Raw genomic sequence first — 23645 nt, 5'->3', positions numbered from 1 at the left:
GTTTGTCCCGTTTGTCGCAGACATCACGGGATCAACTGGGACACGCTTGTGAACGCGTTCACATTCACAAGCAATTATGACGCATGGCAGTTCGAGGGTTGACACGAGGGGGGTGCCGGATCGGTCACACCGGCTTTCGGACCGACGGGACCGACTCGGCGGACAGGCTCGACCGCCGGTCAGCACCCCCACCGACCAGCTCCGGCACCCCACCATCCGGCTACAGCTCCTTGCGGAACGCCTCGGTCGTCTTCAGGAAGATGTCGTTCGCCTCGGTCTCGCCCACCGTGACCCGGACCCCTTCGCCGGCGAACGGCCGCACGACGACCCCGGCCTGCTCGCAGGCCGAGGCGAATTCGAGCGTGCGCTCACCGAGCCGCAGCCACACGAAGTTGGCCTGGGTCTCCGGCACGGTCCAGCCCTGCCCGCGCAGCGTCTCGACCACACGGGCACGCTCGGACACCAGCGAACCCACCCGGCCGAGCAGTTCGTCCTCGGCCCGCAGCGAGGCGACCGCCGCGTCCTGCGCGAGCTGGCTCACGCCGAAGGGCACGGCCGTCTTGCGCAGCGCCGCCGCCACCGGCTCATGGGCGATCGCGAAGCCGACCCGCAGCCCGGCCAGCCCGTACGCCTTGGAGAACGTGCGCAGCACGCACACGTTCGGGCGCTCGCGGTAGAGCTCGACGCCGTCCGGCACCTCGGAATCGCGGATGAACTCCCGGTACGCCTCGTCGAGGACCACGAGGACATCGCCCGGCACCCGGTCGAGGAACCGTTCCAGCTCGGCCCGGCGCACCACCGTGCCCGTGGGGTTGTTGGGGTTGCAGACGAAAATCAGCCGAGTCCGCTCGGTGATCGCGTCCGCCATCGCGTCGAGGTCGTGCACGTCCCCGGGCGTCAGCGGCACCTTCACCGACGTCGCCCCGCTGATCTGGGTGATGATCGGGTACGCCTCGAAGGACCGCCAGGCGTAGATCACCTCGTCGCCAGGACCCGAGGTCGCCTGCAGCAGCTGCTGGGCGACACCGACCGAACCGGTGCCCGTGGCCAGATGCGCGAGCGGCACACCGAAACGGTCCGACAGCTCGTTCATCAGCCCCGTGCACGCCATGTCGGGGTAGCGGTTGAAGGCACCGGCCGCCGAGGCCACGCTCTCCAGAACGCCGGGCAGCGGCGGGTAGGGGTTCTCGTTGGAGGACAGCTTGTACGCCACCGGGCCGTCCGCGGCCGCGGCGGGCTTCCCCGGCTTGTAGGTGGGGATACCCTCCAGCTCGGCACGCAGCTTCGGGCTCGTCTCGCTCACCGCACTCCTCCTCGTGACCGTCTCCGGCTCATGACCATCACCGGCTACCAATACTCCTCACCTTAAGAGGATTCGGCTCCGCTGCGTATGGCCGGGGACCGACCGCATCGGCGGCGCGCGGCAGCCGCGTACACACTCCCGGGCATCACCGCCCGAAGGCGTACGAAAGAGGGGGCGCGCCGCCCACCGGAGCACGCGCCGGTGGCTCGCGCCGTGGCGCGCATCCCTCGTGAAGGTGAGTTGAGACCTCTTCGAAACATGGCCCATTTGGCAGGCCCATGCGCGCCGACAAGTGACGTCCTGCCATTGAAACGGTCAACTCCCTTCCCTTCCAAGGGACTTGCCTGCTGATGACCATGCAGAAACGTGCCTGTCAACGCGTGCATATGCGTCCGCACTACCCCACCTCATGAGCCCTACTATCGGCTCGCCATGACAGCAGCAGGGAAGCACCAGGTGAGCCGGTCGGATACCTCCCGCCGAGGAAGCCGGCCGGGCCGGGCGGGCATCAGAGACGTGGCCGCAGCCGCGGGAGTGTCGATCACGACCGTGTCCGACGCGCTCAACGGCAAGGGGCGGCTCCCGGACGCCACCCGACGCCATGTCCGCGAGGTCGCCGACCGGCTGGGCTATCGCCCCTCGGCCGCGGCCCGAACCCTCCGTACCGGAAAGTCCGGCCTCATCGGCCTGACTGTGACGACCTACGGGGATGAACCTTTCACCTTCACGGAGTTCGCGTACTTCGCGGAGATGGCCAGAGCCGCCACCTCGGCCGCGCTCGCCCGGGGCTACGCCCTGGTCATCCTCCCCGCGACCTCGCGCCACGACGTGTGGTCGAACGTGGCCCTGGACGGGACGGTCGTCATCGACCCCTCCGACCAGGACCCGGTCGTCAGCGAACTGGTCCGCCAGGGCTTACCGGTCGTCTCCGACGGCCGCCCGGCCGGCTCGCTGCCGGTGACCGCCTGGGTGGACAACGACCACGAGGCCGCGGTCCTGGGCATCCTCGACCACCTGGCCGACGCCGGCGCCCGCCGGATCGGCCTCCTCACGGGGACGACCACGGACACGTACACACATCTGTCCACGACCGCGTACCTGCGCTGGTGCGAGCGCGTGGGCCAGGATCCGGTGTACGAGGCCTATCCCGCGCACGATCCGTGCGCGGGGGCCGTCGCCGCCGACCGGCTCCTCGCCCGGCCCGACCGGCCGGACGCCGTCTACGGGCTGTTCGACCCGAACGGCACCGACCTCCTCGCGGCGGCCCGCCGCTACGGACTGCGCGTACCGGAGGACCTGCTGCTCGTGTGCTGCAGCGAGTCCACCGTGTACGCCAACACCGAGCCGCCCGTCACGACACTCTCGCTCAAACCGCGTCGAATCGGCACGGCCGTGGTCCAGCTCCTCATCGACGCGATCGAGGGGGTCGAATCGGACCAACCGGTCGAGCAGGTGATACCGACCGAGCTGATCGTGCGGACGTCCTCGCAGCGACGGCCGCCCCGGACGACCGTCAGCCCGCCCCGATCACCGGAGGAGGGATGACCTCCGGATGACCTACGGGTAAAACCGGCGCGGAAAGCCCCTCCCAATTCGGGAGAAAACCACGGTGAACTGGGGTTCTGCTCCGATTCACCACCCCTGGGTCATCACATGGCGCGATCCGCATTCCTATGATGGGCGGACGACACCGCGGGCCGCTGCGACCAGGCAGTCCGACGCGGTGCAGATGCGGCGCGATGGTGGTGGAGGGGTCGATGACTCAGGGGGCCGGTCAGGGACCCGAGATGCGTACGCCGACGGTGCGCGACTTCCGCGTGCCGGCGTACGTCCACGAGGCCGGTCCGTACACGCAGTCCCCCGGCCCGTACCCGCAGTCCGGCGAGGTGTACGACCAGGCCGCCGAGCCGTACGACCAGGCTCGGGACCAGGCCGCGGGTGCCTACGACGGGGCATCCCAGCAGTACGGCCAGCCCGGCCCCTATGCGCAGCAGACGCCTCCCGGCGAGGGCGCAGGACCGGCCGGCGAGCCGGCGGGCTACACACCGACTCAGCGCGATCTGCCCGTCATCAACCGCGGTGACACTCTTCAGGTACCGGTCGAGCCCGCAGCCGGCCCGGTCGTCCAGCCCGCCGAAGGGCCGGGACCGCTGTACGTCGTCGGTGACGTCCACGGCTATCTCGACGAACTCGTCGCCGCGCTGCGCGAGAAGGGCCTCATCGACATCGACGGCAGCTGGGCCGCGGGGACCTCGCGGCTGTGGTTCCTCGGTGACTTCACCGACCGCGGGCCCGACGGCATCGGCGTCATCGACCTCGTGATGCGGCTGTCCGCGGAGGCTGCCGCGGCCGGGGGCTACTGCAAGGCGCTGATGGGCAACCACGAGCTGCTCCTGCTCGGTGCCAAGCGGTTCGGGGACACCCCCGTCAACTCCGGGGCGGGAACGGCCACCTTCCAGGCCGCCTGGCTGCTGAACGGCGGCCAGAAGACCGACATGGAGCGCCTCCAGGACCACCATCTGCAGTGGATGGCCCGCCTCGACGCCATGGAGATGGCCGACGGGCACCTTCTGGTGCACTCCGACACCACCGCCTATCTCGACTACGGCGACTCCATCGAAGCGGTCAACGACACCGTCCGCGAAACACTCACCCGCAATGACGCGGACGAGTGCTGGGACGTCTTCCGCAAGTTCACCAAGCGCTTCGCGTTCCGCGACGACGGTGGTGCGCAGGCGGTGCGCTCCTTGCTGGACATGTACGGCGGTTCACGCATCGTCCATGGTCACAGCCCCATTCCGTATCTCCTGGGAGAGGTCGGCTCGGAGGAGGGGGAGGATTCCCCGAACCCCGTCGTCGAGAAGCCGCATGTGTACGCCGACGGGCTCGCCATCGCGATGGACGGCGGAGTGACCATGGCCGGAAAGCTGCTGGTCCAGCAACTTCCCCTGGATAGCTGAGCGTTCATCGGGCAGACGTCCCCCGACGGAGGACAAACACAACACGGGGGCAAATTCTGGAAACCCCCTGTCACCGTGTGCCGTCACCGCTCTACCATCGGCTTATCCGTAGCAGGCTCCCCTCCGTTTCTGCCCGACGGCTCGTCAGCATGCCGAGCCCCAAGCCCTACGGAGCATCGGGGGATGCACATGAACAGCGTTCCGCAGCACCTGCTGAGCGAGGACCGCCAAGAGTACGAGCGGATCCTCGATGAGGCGCTGCGCTCCGCACCACACCGTCCGGAACTCGCCGCTGTCGGTCAGCGGCTCAACCCCGAACAACTGCGCACGATGGCCCTCAACGCCACCGCTCTCATCACGGCAGCCGCGGCGACCGAGTACCAGCACTATGTGAAGGTCCGCGAGGAACTGCGCCAGCCGGCGCCGTCCACCCCTCCGGTCCGCGAAGGGTCCACCAGCACCACGGATCCGGCCACGGGCGCGGCGGGGCTCGCCACGACCGTGGGGGAGGTCGCCGAGACCGCCGGGGCAGGTGCCGCGGCGGTCGTCGCTGTGCTCGCCCCCGTCCTCGCCGGCACCGCCGCGGCGATCTTCCTGCTCGTCGGCTACATCCTGAAGATGCTCGACCCCCAGCCGGGCATCGCCCAGACCCTCCTCACCACCGGGTGGGTCTTCGGAGCCATCACGGCCGTCACGATCCTGGTGGCCGCGGTCGGTCTCCTGCTCGCCGCCCTGCGCAACGGCGCCAGTTCGCTCCAGGCCGGCGCGCACGGCGAACGCAGCGAAGAGGTGAACCGGGCCAGGGAAGCCTGGCACGACGCCCTCCTGGAGCGCGGCATCATGCCGTTCCTCAGGGAGGCCCTCGCCGACCCGGGTACGGCCGCCCTCGGCCGTACGAAGCCGTCGGCGCCGATCAGCCGGATGCCCCAGCTCGGCTACAACCGGCCAGGCTTCAGCAGCCCGGACGGCGGCCCGACGGCGGGCCCCCGCCCCAGCTACTCCAGCCCGGACTTCAGCAGCCCCGACTTCGGGGGGCCGGAGCACCAGCCGGAGTAGCCCCGCCCTCGCCCGGGCCCGGCCCCGTATGGGGCGGGCAACCGGGCGCGGCCAGGCGGAGCGAGACCGACCGGCCGCAGCGTCGCGGGCACCGGGCCCGCGACGGCCGCGTTCCGCCGGACGCTGCCATCGTGCCGTGCTCTTATGGCGCGCCTTCATGCCGTGCCTTCATGTTGTGCCTTCATTCCGTTTTCTACATGCGTCGAACAATCTGCGCGGTCGCTCGTTCGACCGGTGTGCGGTTGTAGACATGCACCAGGGCGAGGTGGAAGAGCGCCGGTGCGAGTGGTGCCCACCGGTGGACGCGGTCGGCACGCAGCATGTACTTGACCACGGTCGCGGGGCGGAAGGGCACGTAGTCGATGGTCTGGTGCTCCCACCGGTCCGCGACTCCCCTGCTCATACGCGTTTGCAGGCCCTCGCGGGTCAGGTCCTTCAGCCTTGCGTAGAAGTGGGCGCTCCAGTGGCGCTTGTCGGTGTCGAGGACGAAGGCGAGCAGTTCCAGTGAGTACTCGTGAGGTTCCAGGGACAGTTCCTCGCGCATGCCCCGCCGGGCCACCGCGTGCAGGTCGGGGGCGCTCCTTCCGGACGAGTCGATGTGCCGTGACATGCCCTCGTTGACGGAGGAGTTCCAGACACCGGGCGCCATACGGACCCGGTCGCTTCGCCGGCTCACGACCACCATGTCGTCGGCGGTCACCACCGCGACGTTCACGGCGAAGCTGCACTGCAGGAACGCGGGTGCCGACAGCGGGTCGTCCGGGTCGAGATAGCGGGACCGCGGGCTTGTTCCGTCGGGCAGACGGCGGTCGAGCTGCTGAGCCGCCAGGAAGGTGAAGTAGTCCGTCGGACGCAGCCGCAGATGGACTTCGGGGTGCTCGTCGAGCGCGGTTCGGGACACGTCGAGCGATTCGACCGCGTAGCGAGGGCCGTTCCACATCGGTGCCCGGCCCTCTGTCCGCCCACGGGCGTTCTCCTCCTCGAGTTCGGCCCGCCAGCCGGCCATGTCCGAAGGCAGCTCGATCTCCTCGTCGAGCACCTGGATATAGACGGATTCAGGGGATATGGACGACTCCCCGTCCCCTTCGACGATCAGGGCCGAGGTGTGAAGTGGCCCCAGGGAGAAGGTTCTCCACGCCGGGCTGGACTCTTCCCGCTGCCGCAGGGTGCGTACGGCACGGGTCGAGCGGGTTCGCAGCCTGTACCAGCCGTTCTGCAGGGGTTGCTGGAACAGCACTGCGAACAGCATCCCCAGCACAGCGCCGACAACTCCGTTGGCCACATCGATCCCGCCCATGCCAGGCAGGGTAGGGAAGTTGATCACGTCATGCGCGATCTTCTCTCTACCGTTACGACTTGGAGCAAGGCGTCGTGCTTTTCCGCAAGGTCCCGGCCTGGCAGGCCGGGACCTGGGAGAAAGAGTCGGACAGTGCGCCGGAGTCAGTCGGCCATGGGCAGGTACACCCTGTTCCCGCTCGCCGCGAACTCCTTCGACTTCTGGAGCATCCCCTCGGCGACCTCCTCGGCCGTCGCTCCCGCAGCCGCGGTGCCACCGAACTGCTCGGTGATGCTGTGGCTGATCTTCATCGAGCAGAACTTCGGCCCGCACATGGAGCAGAAGTGCGCTGTCTTGGCGGGCTCGGCCGGGAGGGTCTCGTCGTGGAACTCCCGGGCCGTGTCGGGGTCGAGGGCCAGGTTGAACTGGTCCTCCCAGCGGAACTCGAAGCGGGCGTCCGACAACGCGTCGTCCCACTCCTGTGCGCCAGGGTGTCCCTTGGCGAGGTCCGCCGCATGGGCCGCGATCTTGTAGGTGATGACGCCCGTCTTGACGTCGTCACGGTTGGGCAGGCCCAAGTGCTCCTTGGGCGTGACGTAGCAGAGCATGGCCGTGCCCCACCAGGCGATCATCGCGGCACCGATGCCGGAGGTGATGTGGTCGTACGCCGGCGCGACGTCCGTCGTCAGCGGGCCAAGCGTATAGAACGGAGCTTCATCACAGATCTCCTGCTGAAGGTCGATGTTCTCCTTGATCTTGTGCATCGGGACATGCCCCGGGCCCTCGATCATGGTCTGTACGTTGAAACGCTTCGCGACCCTGTTGAGTTCCCCGAGCGTCCTCAACTCCGCGAACTGTGCTGCGTCGTTGGCGTCCGCGATCGACCCTGGCCGCAGCCCGTCGCCGAGCGAGTACGTGACGTCGTACGCCGCGAGGATCTCGCACAGCTCCTCGAAGTTCTCGTACAGGAACGACTCCTTGTGGTGCGCCAGGCACCAGGCCGCCATGATCGAGCCGCCGCGCGAGACGATGCCGGTCTTGCGGTTCGCGGTCAGCGGGACGAACGGCAGCCGCACGCCCGCGTGGACGGTCATGTAGTCCACGCCCTGCTCGGCCTGCTCGACGACCGTGTCCTTGTAGATCTCCCAGGTCAGCTCCTCGGCCCGCCCGTCGACCTTCTCCAGCGCTTGGTAGAGCGGGACCGTGCCGATGGGGACGGGGGAGTTCCGCAGCACCCATTCCCGCGTGGTGTGGATGTTGCGGCCGGTGGACAGGTCCATGACCGTGTCGGCGCCCCAACGGGTCGCCCAGGTCATCTTCTCGACCTCCTCCTCGATGGAGGAGGTGACCGCGGAGTTGCCGATGTTGGCGTTGACCTTCACCAGGAACCGCTTGCCGATGATCATCGGCTCGATCTCCGGGTGGTTGACGTTGGCCGGCAGCACGGCCCGGCCCGCCGCGATCTCCTCGCGGACGACCTCGGGAGAAACGTTCTCCCGGATGGCCACGTACTCCATCTCCGGCGTGACCTCGCCCCGCCTGGCGTACGCGAGTTGAGTCACCGCCTGTCCGTCACGGCTGCGCCGGGGCTGGCGCGGACGCCCCGGGAAGACCGCGTCGAGGTTGCGCAGTCCGCCGCGCGGCGAGGTGTGCTTGATCCCGTCGTCCTCGGGGCGGACGGGGCGGCCCGCGTACTCCTCGGTGTCACCGCGCGCGATGATCCAGTTGGCCCGAAGAGCCCCGAGGCCCCTGCGTACGTCGGTGTCGACGGTCGGATCGGTGTACGGGCCGGAGGTGTCGTACAGAGTGACCGACTGCCCGTTGGTGAGGTGCACCTGACGGACCGGCACCCGCAGGTCGGGGCGCGAACCCTCGACATACGCCTTGTGCCAGCCGATGGACTTCCCGGCCTCGCCGTTCTCGGGCGAAGCGGTCACTTCACCGCTCTCGGCCGAGGCGAACGCCCCGCCCGTCGGACTGGAGGCAGGCGTGCGTACGTCCTTGTTGGTCATGAGACCTACTCCCTACGCCGGCATTACCCGGTAACAGGTTCGGCGGTCGACGCAGCGATTTCCGTCCGGCGATGTTCCACGTGAAACATCGCGTCTACGGAGGTCAGCGCCCTCTCAGCCCGGTGCTCCGAGCTCCCGCGTTTGCAAAGGTGCCCCCACGCTAGCGTCAGATGTGGCGCGGTGAACAGTGGGCCCGGGCCGTTCTTGCGATGATCGGTCGGTGACCACGACGCAGCAGCCCCCACTCCCGCCGTCCGAGCCGCCCCACGGACACGGCCACGACGGCCATGGGCACGGCGGCGGCCCAGGGCACGGATCCCACGGCCCCGGAGGGGGCGGCGGAGACCGGCCCGGCGGTGGTGACGGTGGCGGACCGGGTGGCGGCGGGCACGGCCATTCGCACAGTCACGGACCCGCAGCACCTGTCTCGATGCACCTGCGCAAGGTCATCGCGGCCGTGCTGATCCCCTTCGCGGCGGCGGTCGTCGTCGGCCTCGTGGTGCTCTGGCCCGGCGGCGCCCCGGGGCACGAGCGCACCGGTGTCGGCTTCGACCGGCAGACCCAGCAGGCCACGGTGACCAAGGTCGACAAGGTCGACTGCAAGTCGGTGAACGCCTCGGGGGAGACGCCGACCGGCGACACGTCGACCGCAGAGGGCTCGTCGGCTCAGCAACAGGCGTCCGGCAGCTGCAAGAAGGCGACGGTCCGGGTCGACACCGGCAAGGACAAGGGCCGTACGTTCACGGAGATCGTCCAGCCGGACTCCTCGCGGCAGCTGGAGCAGGGCCAGGAGGTGATCGTCGCGTATGCGCCGGACGCCCCCAAGGAGCTCCAGTACTCGGTCACCGACGTGAACCGCAAGCTCCCGATGACGGTGCTCGCCGGCATCTTCGCCGTCGCCGTGGTCCTGGTGGGCCGGATGCGCGGTGTCATGGCGCTGGTCGCACTGGCCGCCAGCTTCCTCATCCTGACGTTCTTCATCCTCCCCGCGATCCTGCAGGGCTCGAACCCCCTGGTCGTGGCGGTGGTCGGCGCGAGCGCCATCATGCTGATCGCGCTCTATCTGTGCCATGGCCTGTCGGCCCGTACGTCGGTGGCGGTGCTCGGCACCCTGCTCTCCCTGTTGCTGATCGGGCTGCTCGGCTCGCTGTTCATCGACTGGGCCTCGCTGACCGGCAACACGGACGACAACACCGGTCTGATCCACGGGCTGTACCCGTCCATCGACATGAGCGGCCTGCTGCTCGCGGGCATCATCATCGGTTCGCTGGGTGTGCTCGACGACGTGACGGTGACGCAGACGTCGGCGGTCTGGGAGCTGCACGAGGCCAATCCGACGATGGGCTGGCGCGGGCTGTACCGCGCGGGCATCCGCATCGGCCGCGACCACATCGCGTCGGTCGTCAACACACTCGTCCTGGCCTATGCGGGCGCCGCTCTACCGCTGTTGCTGCTCTTCTCCATCGCGCAGAGCAGTGTGGGGACGGTGGCCAACAGCGAGCTGGTCGCCGAGGAGATCGTGCGCACGCTCGTCGGCTCGATCGGACTGGTCGCCTCCGTGCCGGTGACCACGGTCCTCGCCGCCCTGGTGGTCTCGGCGGACCGCCCGGGCCTCACCGCCCCGGCACCACAGGAACAGCCGCAGCCGCAGCCCCAGTCGGGCGCCAGGGCGCCTCTGCGCGGGGGGAGCGGCCGCCGCCGCAAGCACTGAAGCCGACACCCGTGCCGGATCCGGTTGCCGAGAGCTGACGGCTGACGGCTGACGGCTGACGGCTGACGGCTGACGGCTGACGGCTGACGGCTGAGAAGAAGCGTTACGGCAGCCCGCACGGCCGCCGAGCAACAAGCCGTATGCCGTACGGCCGGCGCCAGGCGGTATGAGCACGCGTCACACCCGTACGGGCCGACGCACAGCGAGGCGGCGGCACGCCTGCCCCAGACCCGTATCGCCTCATCCGGCGCTCTGTTCCTCCGCCAGGATGCGGTTGAGCGCCTCGTCGAGGTGCGTGTCGAAGTCCGCGAGGGACCGCTCCTGGCCCAGCGGCACCAGCCGGTCCGTACGGTCGAGGAACGCCAGCAGCGGCGCCGTCCCACAGCGGAACAACGCGTGGTCGCCGCCCACCTGAAGCCGGATCAGCACATCGCCGAACCCCTCGGTGTCGGCGGGAGCGATGTGCACATCACCGTCCCCGCACGCCCGGCCCACCCCGTCGATCAGCAGCTCCCTGCCGAAGGCCCAGGTGACCGGGGCGTCACCGGGCAGGTGGAAGGTCAGCCGCACGGCATAGGGATCACAGGTCTCGTAGCGCAGCTCCACCGGGATGCGAAAGGAGAGCTCCTCCGAGACGACGAAGCTCATCATGACCTCTGCCTGTACTACCGACTCGCGCATCGCCTACCCCGTCGTTCGCCTTCGCCTGGCCGGGAATCATCCACCTGACACTGCTGGCATCTTGCTGAACGTACACACCAGATCACAAGGAGTGAGTTTTCAGATGCTGATAGAGAGCGAGAGTGACCCCAGCAGCCTGCCGATCTCGCTCTGCAATCGGCGTGCCGCCGGCAGCAGTCGGTCGGCCTGGTGGGCCGGCAGGGAAATGGCAATTGTGGCCGCAGTACTGCCCACAGTGATCGGAATCGCGGCGCAGACGGTGCCCAGCGCGTACTCCTGACGCTCGATCACGGGCTGCATGCGTCGTGCCGATTCGAGGCGTCGCAACAGAGTTCGATCGTCACGCACCGTATATGGCGTGATGGACCGGACGGAGTAACGGTCGACGTGGTCCCGACGGGCATCGTCGTCGAGCTGGGACAGCAGACACTGTCCGATCGCGTGCGCGTGACCCGTCTCGCGGAAGTCGGCCCACTCCTCGACGGCTGGATTGGCCGGGGTGTCAGCGACGCACTGGACCTCGATCTCACCGTCGCGGTAGAGCGCGTAGTACACGGGCGCGCCGATCGAGTCGCGGCACTGCGCGAGAGCGTCGGCGACCATGCTGCGACGTTTCTGCTGGGCACCGCTGTTGGTCAACCGCTCGACCGCCTCGCCGAGGAAGAACAGGCCCTTCTCCCGGCGCAGATAGCCCTCGTGGGCCAGCGTGCGCAGCAGGTGATACGCCGTGGGCAGGGCGAGCCCGGCCTCCCGGGCGAGCTGCTTGGCGGGCGCCCCGTGCTCATGGCGGGCGACGGACTCCAACAGGCGCATCGCACGCTGCACGGATCCGATGAGGGTCGTGGGATGCGGTTCGGAGGAAGGGACGTGCGGTCCTGCGGGTGCGGTGTCAACCGTGGCCAAGGGTTACTCCCGAAGCGCGAGGGGGGCCGCCCGTGCGGGGGTAACACGGGAGGGATCAGAGCGCCGCTCGCGGGAATCAACCCCGCGTCGAATTCCGGACTTTAACCGTCTGCCACCGCTCGCAGACGGCCTGCGCCGAAACTTCCCTCGCCCGAGGGAACTGGCGATTCCTGTTACCGCCGGCCGGTTGCCGACCGGCGGGTCTCCCCCTGCCTACCAGTCGCTCCTCGACGAGGAGCTCGACATGAACTTCCGTACGACGTAGATCAGTCCGCCGACCAGCGCCACGAAGACCAGCAGCTTGAAGAGCAGGCCGATCACGAAACCGACGACGCTCGCTATCAGGCCGCCGAACACGACCAGGGCGATGACCGGCACCGCGACCCACTTAATCCACCACGGCATACCCGCGAAGATCTCTCGCATCGCCCTTGTTCCTTGTCTCTCTGCCCGTTTCCGAGTGCTGTCCGAGCCCGCTCCCGAAGGATGACGGGTCTTGAATGTCCTGCCCTCGATGCTAGGCGCGGCAGGGGTGCCGACGGGGGCCTCGCACCCCTTGTCCTCCCCTGAACGTTCCCCTAGGGAACCCTGAGGCGGAGGTCAGCTCTCGGGCGGAGAGAAGACCACCACAACCCGCAGATCCTCGCTGATGTGGTGGAACTTGTGGGCCACCCCCGCGGGCACGTAGACGACGCTGCCGCGTGCCACCTGGGTCGTCTCCATGCCGACCGTGATCGCCGCACGGCCGCTGACGACGAAGTACACCTCGTCCTGACGGTGGGGCTGCTGAGGGTCCTGGGTGCCCGCGTCCAGCGCGTACAGGCCGACGGACATGTTCTTCTCACGCAGGAACTGGAGGTACGCGCCGTCGTTGGCGGCGCGCTCCGCCTCCAGTTCGTCCAGCCGGAATGCCTTCATCGCCCTTGTCCGCCCTTGCCCCGCTGCTCGTAGTCGATCTCGTCTGTCACGATCAGACACATGAAGAATTTCGTAGTCAAGACGATCGCCAACGCCGGCGCCCTGGCCGTCGCCGTGTGGCTGCTCGACAAGATCACCCTGTCCGGTGACAGCACGGGCAAGGAGATAGGCACGCTGCTGCTGGTCGCCCTTGTCTTCGGCCTGGTCAACTTCCTGGTCAAGCCGATCGTGCAGGTGCTCACGTTCCCGCTGTTCATTCTGACGCTCGGCCTGATCACGCTGGTGATCAACGCCCTGATGCTGCTGCTCACCTCGTGGCTGGCGGACGTTCTCGACCTGAGCTTCCACGTCGAGGGCTTCTGGACCGCCGTCCTGGGTGGCCTGATCATTTCCATCGTCTCGTGGGCGCTGAACGTCGTCCTCCCCGACAAGGACTGAGCGATCCGATGCCCTATCGCGTGTGCTTCGTCTGCACCGGCAACATCTGCCGCTCCCCGATGGCCGAATCCGTCTTCCGCGCGCGCGTGGCTGAGGCCGGGCTGGACGGCCTGGTCGAGGTTGACAGCGCCGGCACCGGCGGCTGGCACGAGGGCGACGGCGCCGACCCGCGCACCGTCTCCGTCCTGGAGGCAGGCGGTTACGAGGGCGGCCATGCGGCCCGCCAGTTCCACGCCGACTGGTTCACCCAACTCGACCTGGTCATAGCCCTCGACGCCGGCCACCTGCGGGACCTGCGCCGCCTCGCCCCCACCGAGGCGGACGCCGCGAAGGTGCGGCTACTGCGCTCGTACGACCCTGCCGTCGCGTCGGCCTCGGGGGCCGACCTCGACGTGCCGGACCCCTACTACGGGGGCCTGGACGGCTTCGAGGAGTGTCTTGAGATGGTGGAGGCGGCGAGCCCCGGACTGCTCGCCGCGGTACGGGAGCAAGTGGAGGGACGGGCGGCATGACAGATTCCGTTACGGGAGCCGGTGACGGCACACGCGCGGTGCGGGCGGGGCTGCCCGAGCCCGTCAAGCACGAGCCGACCCTCCCGGGGCCGGTCTTCGCCGCCCACTTCCATCTGCCGGGCGACCCCACGGGCCCGTACACCTACGGCCGCGACGAGAACCCGACCTGGACCCACCTGGAGCGCGCCATCGGCGAGCTGGAGGCGCCGGGACGGGATGACGTCGAGACGCTCGTCTTCGCCTCCGGCATGGCAGCCATCTCGGCCGTCCTCTTCTCCCAGCTGAGCGCCGGCGACACGGTCGTGCTGCCCGACGACGGCTACCAGGTGCTGCCTCTCGTCCGCGCGCAGCTGGAGGCGTACGGAGTCGAGGTACGCACCGCCCCGACCGGCGGCGACGCCCAGCTCGACGTCCTCGACGGCGCGAAACTGCTGTGGATCGAGACCCCCTCGAACCCGGGGCTCGACGTGTGCGACGTACGGCGGCTCGCCGAGGCGGCGCACGCGCGCGGCGCTCTGGTCGCCGTCGACAACACCCTGGCGACCCCGCTCGGGCAGCGCCCGCTGGAGCTGGGCGCCGACTTCTCCGTGGCCAGCGGCACCAAGCAGCTCACCGGGCACGGCGACATCCTCCTGGGGTACGTCACCGGTGGCGACGCCGCGGCGATGGCCTCCGTACGGCGCTGGCGCAAGATCGTCGGGGCGATTCCGGGGCCCATGGAGGCGTGGCTCGCGCACCGCTCCATCGCGACGCTCCAACTGCGCGTGGACCGGCAGAACGCCAATGCGCTGGTGATCGCCGAGGCGCTGCGCGACCGGCACGAGGACCTCGGGGTCCGTTATCCGGGGCTGCCCGGCGACCCGTCGCACAAGATCGCCTCGCAGCAGATGCGGCGCTTCGGGTGCGTGGTGTCGTTCACGCTGCCCACGCGCGCGCGTGCCGACCGTTTTCTCGACGCGCTGAGGCTGGTGGACGACGCGACCAGCTTCGGCGGTGTGCGGTCGACGGCCGAGCGCCGCGGCCGCTGGGGCGGTGACGCGGTGCCGGAGGGCTTCATCCGTTTCTCGGCCGGTGCCGAGGATCCGCAGGACCTCGTGGCCGATGTACTGCGCGCGCTCGACGAATCCTCGCGGCCAGCGGCTTCTGAGTGATCCGTCAGTAGCGGGCACGTACGGCGGACGGTCCGAGCCTCCCCCCTCGTGGCTCGGACCGTCCCGGTTCTGCGCGCGAAGAACCGCGCGAACAAGGCTAGTTGACTCTGTGTCAGTGTCCAATCACAGTAGCGACAGAGACCTATCGACATATTTATAGTTGGGGGCTTCCGGGGAGCTGGAGAGAGAAGGGACGCCATGGATCTGGCCTTGCTGCGGACCTTCGTGACCGTGCACCGGGCCGGCTCCTTCACCCGCGCGGCCGCCCTGCTGGGCCTCTCGCAGCCTGCCGTCACCTCCCAGATCCGGACCCTCGAACGACAGCTGGGACGCCCTCTCTTCCTCCGTCAGGCCCGTGGAGTGACCCCTACGACCATGGGCGACGAACTGGCCCACAAGGCGGCACCCCATCTCGACGCCCTGGTGGAGATCGCCGAGACCGGCCTCGACGAGGACTCCTCCGTACGCACACTCCATCTCGCCGGCCCGCCGGAGTTCACCGCCGAACGCGCCCTGCCCGCGCTCACCGAGCTGACCGGGGACGACGGCCAGGGCTTCGCGCTGCGCGCCTCCTTCGGAAATGCCGAGGAGACCCTGGAAGGGCTTGCTGCCGGGCATCACGATCTGGCCATCAGTACGGCCCGCCCGCGCGGCTCCCTGCTCACCGCGACTCCGCTCTGCGACGAGGAGCACGTCCTGGTCGCCGCCCCGCGCTGGGCCGACCGCCTCGACTCCGGCTCGTTACGTCACCAGGGCGAGCCCTCCCTGGAGAACTTCCCCGTGGTCGAGGTGCACGAGTCCTTGCCGTTCGTCGCCCGCTACTGGGCCTCCGTCTTCGACTCCCGCCCGGCCACCTCGGGCACCGTCATCGTCCCCGACCTGCGCGCTGTCCTCGCCTGCGCGACCACCGGCGCCGGGCTCGCGGTGCTGCCGCGCTATCTGTGCGCACCGGCTCTGGCGCGGGGAGACGTGGTCGCGCTGACCGAACCGGCGGTGCCCCCGCTTCGTACGTACTTCCTGGTGGTGCGCACCGGCACACTGGCCATGCCGCATATCGCGCGGGCGCACGAGTGGCTCATGCGCGCCGCCATAGACTGGTCGTGACCAAGATGCATCACCTCGTCAAGAGGGCGATGTTTCACGTGGAACCAACTGGGCCACATTTCTCCCATGACCGTCCGACCCGTGGTCAAGCGCACCGCCCGGGCCGTCCTACTGGACGGCAATGACCTGGTCCTCATCAAGCGGACCAAGCCCGGCGTCGATCCCTACTGGCTGACGCCCGGCGGCGGGGTCGAACCGGAGGACACGACCGTCGTCGACGCACTCCATCGTGAGGTGCACGAGGAACTCGGCGCCAAGATCACCGATGTGGTGCCCTGCTTCGTCGACACCGTCGAGCACATCGGCGACAACGCCAGAACGACCGGCGTGAAGGTCCAGCACTTCTTCGTCTGCCGCCTGGAATCCATGGACCCGTCGCTGCGCCATGGCCCCGAGATCGACGAGCCCTGCGGGGAGTACGAGATCGTGCGGATCCCCTTCACCCGCGTGGGCATCGCTTCCGTCCATCTCGTACCGCTGTCGCTGCGGCACTATCTCGACGGGAACATCGAGGGCGTACTGGCGATGCACGCACCCGATCTGGGCTGAGGCGATCTGGGCTGACGGCCGACTCGGAGTCAGTATCCGGTCACGACGAGTTCTTCCACCGCGTCGTGGCGGATCCTCTCCGACGGGATGCCGATGTCCCTGAGCGCGTCGACACCGCTGCGGATCATGCCGGGCGGGCCCGACAGGTACGCGTCGTACTCGTCCCACGGCCCGTACTCGCGTACGGCGTCGGGGAGGTGCAGATGCCCGTGCTGGTCGACTATCGGGCGCACCGCGAGCCAGGGGTGGCTCTGCTGGAGCCGGAGCATCGTGTCGATGTCGTACAGGTCGTGATCGGTGCGGGCTCCGTAGAACACCTCGACCGGGCGCCGCTCGCCGTGCTCGGCGACGTCCTCCACGAGAGCCTTTATCGGCGCTATGCCGGTACCGCCGCCCAGGCAGAGCAGGCCGCTGTCGGTGGTGTGGTCGACGGTCATCGAGCCGGCCGGAGGGCCGAGCCGGACGACGTCGCCCGGGCGGGCGCGGTGCACCAGCGCGTTGGAGACCCAGCCCGCCGGAATCGCCTTCACATGGAACGACAGCAGCCCGTCGGAGCGGGGCGCCGAGGCGAACGAGTAGTGCCGCCAGATCCGCGGCCACCAAGGGGTCTCCACGCTTGCGTACTGCCCCGCGAGGAAGGGGTACGGCTGATCCGGGCGGATCGTGATGACGGCGACGTCCGGAGTCCTGAGGTCGTGCGAGATCACCTCGCCGTGCCACCAGGGCGGGGCCCGCAGCTCGTCCGCTGCCGCGGCGTCGATCATGACCTGCGAGATCGTCGTGTACGCCCGGACCCAGGCGGCCTCGGTCTCCCCGTCCCAGACCGACGAGGCGAACCGGCTGAGCGAGCCGATCAGGCACTCGCCGACGGCCGGGTAGTGCTCGGGACGGGTGCCGTACTTGCGGTGGCCACGACCGAGGTTCTTCAGATACGCGACGAGGACCTCGGGGTTGTCGATGTGCTCGGCCGCGGTCAGCAGTGCCCGCAGGAGCCGGTCCCGCTGAGTGTCCATCGCGGCGGGGAAGAGCTGGCGCAGCTCCGGGTGCCGTACGAAGAGCAGCGCGTAGAAGTACGAGGTGACCTTGTCGGCGACGGGGCCCACCTCGGCCATGGTCCGGCGGATGAGGACGGCGTCGGGGGAGGCGGCCTGTGCGGGGGCTGCAACGGCTACCGCGGCAGAGGCAGGGGCCGGGGCGGAGTGCTGGTCGGGGACGCGGGATGCGTGGTCGGCAACGTGGGAGGCGTGGCCGGGTCCAGGTGGGACGGGGGGACCGGTGTGGGCCTGGGGTGCGGGTATCGCCTCGTACGTCATGGCCGGCGCCGGGGTCGGCCCGACAGGAGCGGGTCCGGCATGGGCAGCCTCGGTATGAGTGGCCCTGGCATGGCGGGCGTCGGCACGGGGAGCGTTGGCATGGGGAGCGTCGGCAGGCGCGGGCCTGGCGTCGGTGGGGTCGCCGTAGGCGTGGCCGTCGACGGGGGAGGCCGCGTGGCGGCCGAGCGTGTCCGTGGCTCCGGTGTCGGCTCGTTCGGTGTCGGAGACGGTCTCGTCGGTCGGGGGTATTCGTTGCCGCGTCGTGGCGTCGGCGCCCTGCGCGGGCCTGCCGACGGGGCGCAACGCGGCCAGGCGGTGGCCCTCGGGTCCCTCGGGCGCCTCCTGCTCGCCGCCCGCGGGCGGCTCCGGCGGCTTGTGCGGCGTGAACCAGCCGCCCGCGCCACTACCCCCTGAAGTGCCGTTGTCGGCCGACGTGGTGGTCGGAGCGTCCATGTTGTGCCTCGCCTCGAACATCTTTCGGTCGGTCTGCGCACTTCCTCGATCGGAAGATGCCTGCTTTCCCCCGCAGACTGCTTGCCTTCCCCGTTCCGCCCCGTCGCCCCATGGCGGCCACATTGAACTCGGAATCCCGCACCCTACGGACAAGTAAGCCGAGAGTGTGACATTGGCCGCACTACCGCCATCGCAGCATCTCACCCTGTGCCAACACCCCGGCCATGTAACCGGAAATGCGGGTCTTCGATCTCTCTGTCCCGTTAGGCTGCATTGCCCTTTGTTCGCCCCGGCGGGATGTACGGACATCACACCGGACACGAACCGGAGTCGACCATACCGGCCGCCGTCCGGCACACAAGTCCCCTCTTCCCCACGTCGGGAATTGAAGGGGGACCGGACCGTCGATTCCTTCAATTACCGGGCAGCACGCACCAATTCATAGGCATCCCGCAGATCCCGCCCCATGTAGGAGTGGGTGGCGAGACCTTCCAGGTGCAGATCCGCATTGACGGCGACGGATACCGGAACCACCCCGAACAGGTCCCTGTCCGACATCGAGTCGCCGTACGCGACGCAGTCGGCCCTCGTCACTCCGAACTCCGCGCAGAGCCGGTCCGCGATCCGTACCTTGGCCGCCGCACTCAGGAGCCCGGCAGGGTTCACCGGCTCGGTGAACGGCACCGCGGGGAAGCGCGATCCGTACGCCGCGTGCGCGCCCCAGCCCGTCAGCCGCTCGACGAAGAACGAGGGTGAGAGCGAGACGACGGCGCAGTAGTCGCCGCTCCCCCTGATCTCCGCCCAGACGTCCTGGATGCCCTCCAGCCATGGCGCACTCGCGAAAGCGGTCGCCACATGCGCCTCGGTGAGATCCCTCCAAAGAGCGTGTACCTGCGTCGCGTACTCCGGCGGGCCTATGAGACCCGCGCCGATCGCCTCGTCGAGCGCCACGGTCTCGGCTTCCAGGCCGAGCTGTCGGGAGATCTCCACGGGCGCCGAGGTGCCGTGCAGCAAGGTCCCGTCCAGATCGAAGAGATGAAGTCTCGCCATGTACGCCGAGGCTAGTACGTGGGGTTACTCCCTCCGTCAGACGTACTCCGCGCTTCCGCCCGGCACGGTGTTTCACGTGAAACTAAGCCGCCCCGCACGCCGGGCCACCCTCGTCGTCCATGTAGCCGCCTCCGCGGGCTGGCTCGGGCTCACGCTCGGGCTGCTCGCTCTGGGGATCACCGCGACCACCACAGGGTCCGCGGTGACCGTGGAGGCCTCCGTCCGCGCCATGAAGCTGTTCGCCGACTGGCTCCTGCTCCCCCTCGCGTTCCTCACGCTCGTGAGCGGTCTGGTTCTGTCCCTGGGCACGCCGTGGGGGCTCGCGAGGCACCGCTGGGTCTACATCAAGTTCTGGCTGACCCTCGCCACGATCACCGCCACTGTCTTCGCGCTGCGCCCCGGAGTCGGTGCCGCCGTCACAGCTGTTTCCGCGGGTGGCCCGCTTCCTGACGCCGGTGACGTTCTGTTCGGACCGATCGTCTCGCTGTCCGCCTATCTCTTCATGACGGTGATCTCGGTCCTCAAGCCCTGGGGACTGACCCGGCGTGGACGGAGGCTGCGTGAGCAGAAGTCGGCAGGACGGAAGTCAGCCGGCCAGAAGTCGGTCAGGCAGAAGTCGGTCGGGCAGAAGTCGCGTGGGCAAAAGATCAGTGCGCCTGCCCGGAAACCGGTGGACGCCGAGCGGGCATCTCAGACAGCCTGACCTGCGTGTCGACTCCTTCCTCCGCCTTCCAGCCCATCCGCCGTCTGACGCCACGCGATCTCACCGCCTGCGCCGATCTCTCCGAGAACCGCGGCTGGCCCCGCGAGGAGCACAAGTGGGGCCTCCTACTCACGGCCGGCACGGGTTACGGCATCGACGACCCCGACGGGGGCCTCGTCACCGCCTGCGTCGTGACCTCGTACGGACCCCAGGACCGTCCCACCCTGGCCGCCATCGGCATGGTGCTGGTCGCCGAGCGGCATGCCCGCCAGGGCGTCGGACGCAGGCTGATGCGGCATGTCGTCGCCGAGCTGGGCACCACACCGGTGACGCTGCACGCGACGCCGTACGGGCGCCCTCTCTACGAGGAGCTGGGGTTCAAGACCACCGGACGGGCCGAGATGGTCCGTGGCCACTTCGTGCCGGGAGGCCCGGAGCCCGAGGTCGCCACGCGGGCGGCCACCGCCGAGGACCTGACCGCGATCCTCCGGCTCGACGAAGAGGTCTTCGGTACCGACCGCACGCACATGATCACGCGACTGCCCGCCTTCGCCGACCAGCTGCGTGTCGCCGAGGAGGACGGACGGATCATCGGCTACGCGGCTGCCTGGCCCAACCTGGACAACCATGTCGTGGGCCCGTTGATCGCCCGGGACACGGAGGCGGCCAAGGCGCTCATCGCCTCGCTGGCCGCCCACGTCGACGGGCCTCTGCGCACCGACATCGACGTACGGCACGAGGAGTTGCTGGCGTGGGTGAAGGAGCGCGGGCTCGCCCCCACGAGTTTCAACGCGGTCATGACGTACGGCATCGCGGAGTTGCCGGGTGACTGGACGCGGCGGTTCGCTCCGCTCACGGTGGCGGCGGGCTGAAGGGCCGAGGGTGAGCTCGGCCGACGTCCGAGAGCTCGACGCCTGAGAGCTCGGCGTCCGAGAGCTGAGGCTCCGAGAACTCCGCGGTTGAGCTCGGCGGTCGGGAGCTGGCGCCAGGAAACACCGAAACGCCTGCCCCGGATGGGGCAGGCGTTTCGGTGTTTCCTGGCGCCAGGCGCTTTCGAGCGCTCCTAGGCGAGCGTCTTCAGCGCGGCGGTGGCGAAGCCGTGGTCCTGCTCCGGCGCGCCGCCACCGACGCCGATCGCGCCGATCAGACGGCCGTCGCGGTGGACCGGGACCCCGCCCGCGATGAAGAGCAGCGGGCGGTCGAGGGCGGTGGGCAGGGTGTGGAAGAGGCCACCCGGCTGAACGGCGTCGACGAGGTCGGCGGTGGGGGTGTCCAGCTGCAGTGCCGTGTAGGCCTTGCGGGTGCTGGTCTCACCGGAGATCAGTACGGCCCGGTCGTCGCGCCGGAAGGCGAGCAGGTGACCGCCGGCGTCGAGGACGGTGACGCTGACCTTCACGTCGGCGGCTTCCGCGGCGCGACGGGCGGCCGTGACGAGAGCCTCGGCGTCCTGGATGGTCAGCGGGGTAACGGTGGTGGTGCTCATGAGCTTGTTTCTCCTTGATGGGTGGTGCTGTGTGGGGGTGGCGGTTTGCCGGGTGGTGGCTTGTGGGGGCAGCGATCCGCTGAGGTGCGGGTGAAGGCTTGCTCGGGGCTTCGGTCGGCCGCCGGGACGGCCCTGGCCCGGCGGCCGACCACGCCAGGGCGGATGCGACCGCCCAGGCAGTGGGTCAGTGGTGAACAGCGGCCTTCTGCTGACCGGACTCGACCGACGCTGCCCCGGCCCCGCTGACGACCAGGCCGTCGGCGGTGTTGGCGGCGTCGGCCCGGCGCTCCAGAGCGGCCGAGAGGACGGCGAGCACGAGAGCGGCGGCGGCGAGGATCGCGCCGACCCAGTTCGGGGCGGTGTAGCCGAGGCCGGCCGCGATGACGAGGCCGCCGAGCCAGGCGGAGAGGGCGTTGCCGAGGTTGAAGGCGCCGATGTTCACGGCGGAGGCGAGCGTCGGGGCGCCGTGCGCCTGGTCGAGCACCCGCTTCTGGAGCGGCGGCACGGTGGCGAACCCGAGGGCACCGATCAGCGCGATGGTCACGGCTGCCGCGATCTTGTTGTGCGCGGTGAGCGTGAAGAGCGCGAGTACGACCGCGAGGGCGCCCAGGGAGACGTACAGCATCGGCATCAGGGCGCGGTCGGCGAACTTGCCGCCGACGAGGTTGCCGCCGACCATGCCGAGGCCGAAGAGAACGAGCAGCCAGGTGACGGAGCCGTCCGCGAAGCCGCCCACGTTCGTCATCATCGGCGCGATGTAGGTGATCGCCGCGAAGACTCCGCCGAAGCCGAGGACGGTCATCGCCATGGCGAGCAGCACCTGGACGTTCTTGAACGCGGCCAGCTCGTGGCGCAGGCGCACGCCTTCCTGCTTGGGCATGTCGGGGACGAGCTTGGCGATGCCCGCCAGGCCGAGGACACCCAGGGCCGCGACGATCGTGAACGTCACGCGCCAGCCGGCGGACTGGCCGATGAGGGTGCCCAGCGGTACGCCGACGACGTTGGCGACGGTCAGGCCCGTGAACATCATCGAGATGGCACCGGCCTTCTTGTCGGGCGCGACGAGGTCCGCGGCGACGACGGCGCCGATGCCGAAGAAGGCACCGTGTGCGAGCGAGGCGACCACGCGGCCGATCAGCATCACGGTGAAGTTGGGAGCGACGGCGGAGAGCAGGTTGCCGACGATGAAGAGCCCCATCAGGAGCATCAGCATCCGCTTGCGGGACACCTTGGTGCCGAGGACCGTCATGAGCGGCGCACCGAACATGACGCCCAGCGCGTAGCCGGTCACGAGGAAGCCCGCGGTGGGGATGGAGACACCGAAGTCACCCGCGACGTCGGGCAGCAAGCCCATGATCACGAACTCGGTGGTTCCGATTCCGAAGGCCCCGATCGCGAGGGCAAGAAGCGCGAGAGGCATGGGGGAGAACCTTCCCAGACGATTGCAGGAGCGCTTTACGTGCGTTGACAATACTTGCAGACGCCGACTAATTGCAAGCGCGGACTATTGCGGGAGTGCTCTATCCTGGTGACAGCCGCTCCGGTACGGAGGAGAACGCCATGACAGCGACGGACCCCGCGCTCACCGCCCTCGCCCAGGGCTGGTGCGCCCTCTCCCTGTTGCACGGGAGGATCGAGGCGCACATCGAACGGGCCCTGCAGACCAAGCACGACCTGAGCGTGCGCGAGTACTCGCTCCTCGACGTCCTCAGCCGTCAGCACGACGGCGACGGCGGCCATCTCCAGATGAAGCAGGTCGCCGACGCGGTCGTCCTCAGCCAGAGCGCCACCACGCGACTGGTGACCCGCCTGGAGGACCGCGGGCTGCTCTTGCGCTACCTGTGCCCGACCGATCGCCGCGGCATCTACACGAACGTCAGCGAGGCGGGCCTCAAGCTCCTCGACGAAGCCCGGCCCACCAACGACGCCGCCCTGCGCGAGGCACTCGACGCGGCGGCCATGAACCCCGAGCTGGCGCCGCTGGTCCGCGTCGTCGAGTCGGCTAGCGCGCCGACGCTCGCTTAGCGAGGGCGGCTGCGCTGCGCCCGCTGGGACGCATCGGCGTCGGG

24 protein-coding genes and 1 riboswitch are annotated in these 23645 nt (G+C 69.2%); of the genes, 12 read left to right on the top strand and 12 right to left on the bottom strand.

Annotation, left to right across the window (positions count from 1 at the left end; translation table 11 throughout):
- Positions 1-220 precede the first annotated feature (220 nt).
- Complete coding sequence (gene hisC / locus ACN20J_RS25395; RefSeq protein WP_189841562.1) at positions 221-1303, bottom strand: histidinol-phosphate transaminase; 1083 nt, start codon at positions 1301-1303, stop codon at positions 221-223.
- A 432-nt stretch (positions 1304-1735) separates the two neighbouring features.
- Here hisC and ACN20J_RS25390 point away from each other — a divergent pair, with 432 nt between their 5' ends.
- The 3 genes from ACN20J_RS25390 to ACN20J_RS25380 all read left to right on the top strand — a co-directional run bounded on the left by ACN20J_RS25390 (position 1736) and on the right by ACN20J_RS25380 (position 5319).
- Entirely contained in the window at positions 1736-2848 is a 1113-nt protein-coding gene (locus ACN20J_RS25390) for a LacI family DNA-binding transcriptional regulator (protein WP_079052719.1), read from the top strand.
- Between the two features lie 212 nt (positions 2849-3060).
- Complete coding sequence (locus tag ACN20J_RS25385; RefSeq protein ID WP_190230829.1) at positions 3061-4263, top strand: metallophosphoesterase; 1203 nt, start codon at positions 3061-3063, stop codon at positions 4261-4263.
- 183 nt (positions 4264-4446) lie between these two features.
- On the top strand, positions 4447-5319 hold the full coding sequence (locus ACN20J_RS25380) for a hypothetical protein (protein WP_189841560.1): 873 nt from the start codon (positions 4447-4449) through the stop codon (positions 5317-5319).
- 193 nt (positions 5320-5512) lie between these two features.
- Here ACN20J_RS25380 and ACN20J_RS25375 read toward each other — a convergent pair whose 3' ends face one another.
- From ACN20J_RS25375 to ACN20J_RS25365, 3 genes are all read right to left on the bottom strand, one after another.
- Entirely contained in the window at positions 5513-6616 is a 1104-nt protein-coding gene (locus tag ACN20J_RS25375) for a hypothetical protein (RefSeq protein WP_419666869.1), read from the bottom strand.
- Between the two features lie 143 nt (positions 6617-6759).
- Entirely contained in the window at positions 6760-8607 is a 1848-nt protein-coding gene (gene thiC / locus ACN20J_RS25370; RefSeq protein WP_419666868.1) for a phosphomethylpyrimidine synthase ThiC, read from the bottom strand.
- A riboswitch (TPP riboswitch) is annotated at positions 8600-8756 on the bottom strand. (Overlaps the previous gene by 8 nt.)
- A 17-nt stretch (positions 8757-8773) precedes the next feature.
- Positions 8774-9016: a hypothetical protein gene (locus tag ACN20J_RS25365; protein WP_307887691.1), complete on the bottom strand. Its 243-nt coding sequence runs from the start codon at positions 9014-9016 to the stop codon at positions 8774-8776.
- 21 nt (positions 9017-9037) lie between these two features.
- Between ACN20J_RS25365 and ACN20J_RS25360 the strand changes: the two genes are divergently transcribed.
- Positions 9038-10318: a YibE/F family protein gene (locus ACN20J_RS25360; RefSeq protein WP_419666867.1), complete on the top strand. Its 1281-nt coding sequence runs from the start codon at positions 9038-9040 to the stop codon at positions 10316-10318.
- Positions 10319-10558: 240 nt separating this feature from the next.
- Here ACN20J_RS25360 and ACN20J_RS25355 read toward each other — a convergent pair whose 3' ends face one another.
- The 4 genes from ACN20J_RS25355 to ACN20J_RS25340 form a co-directional block, all read right to left on the bottom strand.
- Complete coding sequence (locus ACN20J_RS25355) at positions 10559-10999, bottom strand: SsgA family sporulation/cell division regulator (RefSeq protein ID WP_055610301.1); 441 nt, start codon at positions 10997-10999, stop codon at positions 10559-10561.
- Between the two features lie 99 nt (positions 11000-11098).
- A complete protein-coding gene (locus tag ACN20J_RS25350; protein ID WP_257678060.1) occupies positions 11099-11902 on the bottom strand; it encodes an IclR family transcriptional regulator in 804 nt (267 codons plus the stop codon).
- Between the two features lie 213 nt (positions 11903-12115).
- On the bottom strand, positions 12116-12328 hold the full coding sequence (locus tag ACN20J_RS25345) for a DUF5326 family protein (RefSeq protein WP_055610300.1): 213 nt from the start codon (positions 12326-12328) through the stop codon (positions 12116-12118).
- 174 nt (positions 12329-12502) lie between these two features.
- Entirely contained in the window at positions 12503-12820 is a 318-nt protein-coding gene (locus ACN20J_RS25340) for a cupin domain-containing protein (protein ID WP_055610299.1), read from the bottom strand.
- Positions 12821-12880: 60 nt separating this feature from the next.
- Between ACN20J_RS25340 and ACN20J_RS25335 the strand changes: the two genes are divergently transcribed.
- The 5 genes from ACN20J_RS25335 (at position 12881) to ACN20J_RS25315 (ending at position 16574) form a co-directional block, all read left to right on the top strand.
- Positions 12881-13258, top strand: a complete 378-nt coding sequence (locus ACN20J_RS25335) for a phage holin family protein (protein ID WP_189841557.1) — start codon at positions 12881-12883, stop codon at positions 13256-13258.
- An 8-nt stretch (positions 13259-13266) separates the two neighbouring features.
- Positions 13267-13770, top strand: coding sequence for a low molecular weight protein-tyrosine-phosphatase (locus tag ACN20J_RS25330; protein WP_419666866.1), 504 nt, complete (start codon positions 13267-13269; stop codon positions 13768-13770).
- The gene (locus ACN20J_RS25325; RefSeq protein WP_189841555.1) at positions 13767-14921 is read left to right on the top strand and encodes a cystathionine gamma-lyase; all 1155 of its coding nucleotides are present in this window, start codon (positions 13767-13769) and stop codon (positions 14919-14921) included. Before ACN20J_RS25330 ends, ACN20J_RS25325 begins: the two co-directional genes overlap by 4 nt.
- Positions 14922-15119: 198 nt before the next feature.
- Positions 15120-16025, top strand: a complete 906-nt coding sequence (locus tag ACN20J_RS25320) for a LysR family transcriptional regulator (RefSeq protein ID WP_189841554.1) — start codon at positions 15120-15122, stop codon at positions 16023-16025.
- A gap of 66 nt (positions 16026-16091) precedes the next feature.
- On the top strand, positions 16092-16574 hold the full coding sequence (locus tag ACN20J_RS25315) for an NUDIX domain-containing protein (RefSeq protein ID WP_189841553.1): 483 nt from the start codon (positions 16092-16094) through the stop codon (positions 16572-16574).
- A gap of 29 nt (positions 16575-16603) precedes the next feature.
- Here ACN20J_RS25315 and ACN20J_RS25310 read toward each other — a convergent pair whose 3' ends face one another.
- Positions 16604-18340: a globin domain-containing protein gene (locus ACN20J_RS25310; protein WP_419666865.1), complete on the bottom strand. Its 1737-nt coding sequence runs from the start codon at positions 18338-18340 to the stop codon at positions 16604-16606.
- A 417-nt stretch (positions 18341-18757) separates the two neighbouring features.
- Positions 18758-19390, bottom strand: a complete 633-nt coding sequence (locus ACN20J_RS25305; protein WP_189841551.1) for an HAD family hydrolase — start codon at positions 19388-19390, stop codon at positions 18758-18760.
- A 76-nt stretch (positions 19391-19466) separates the two neighbouring features.
- Between ACN20J_RS25305 and ACN20J_RS25300 the strand changes: the two genes are divergently transcribed.
- On the top strand, positions 19467-20093 hold the full coding sequence (locus tag ACN20J_RS25300) for a DUF2269 domain-containing protein (RefSeq protein WP_259333708.1): 627 nt from the start codon (positions 19467-19469) through the stop codon (positions 20091-20093).
- 5 nt (positions 20094-20098) lie between these two features.
- Entirely contained in the window at positions 20099-20965 is an 867-nt protein-coding gene (locus tag ACN20J_RS25295) for a GNAT family N-acetyltransferase (protein WP_419666864.1), read from the top strand.
- Between the two features lie 191 nt (positions 20966-21156).
- Here ACN20J_RS25295 and ACN20J_RS25290 read toward each other — a convergent pair whose 3' ends face one another.
- Both ACN20J_RS25290 and ACN20J_RS25285 read right to left on the bottom strand, forming a co-directional pair.
- A complete protein-coding gene (locus ACN20J_RS25290; RefSeq protein WP_055610628.1) occupies positions 21157-21576 on the bottom strand; it encodes a GlcG/HbpS family heme-binding protein in 420 nt (139 codons plus the stop codon).
- A 184-nt stretch (positions 21577-21760) separates the two neighbouring features.
- Positions 21761-22996 (bottom strand): MFS transporter, encoded by a 1236-nt coding sequence (locus tag ACN20J_RS25285; RefSeq protein ID WP_189841549.1) that lies wholly within the window; start codon positions 22994-22996, stop codon positions 21761-21763.
- Between the two features lie 140 nt (positions 22997-23136).
- Between ACN20J_RS25285 and ACN20J_RS25280 the strand changes: the two genes are divergently transcribed.
- Positions 23137-23601, top strand: coding sequence for a MarR family winged helix-turn-helix transcriptional regulator (locus tag ACN20J_RS25280; protein WP_189841548.1), 465 nt, complete (start codon positions 23137-23139; stop codon positions 23599-23601).
- Positions 23602-23645 lie beyond the last annotated feature (44 nt).

Source organism: Streptomyces sp. 2-1 (genome assembly GCF_048564895.1).
Taxonomy (GTDB): Bacteria; Actinomycetota; Actinomycetes; order Streptomycetales; family Streptomycetaceae; genus Streptomyces; species Streptomyces phaeochromogenes.
The sequence above is the reverse complement of the archived record's forward strand: the minus strand, read 5'-3'. Positions and strand labels throughout refer to the sequence as shown.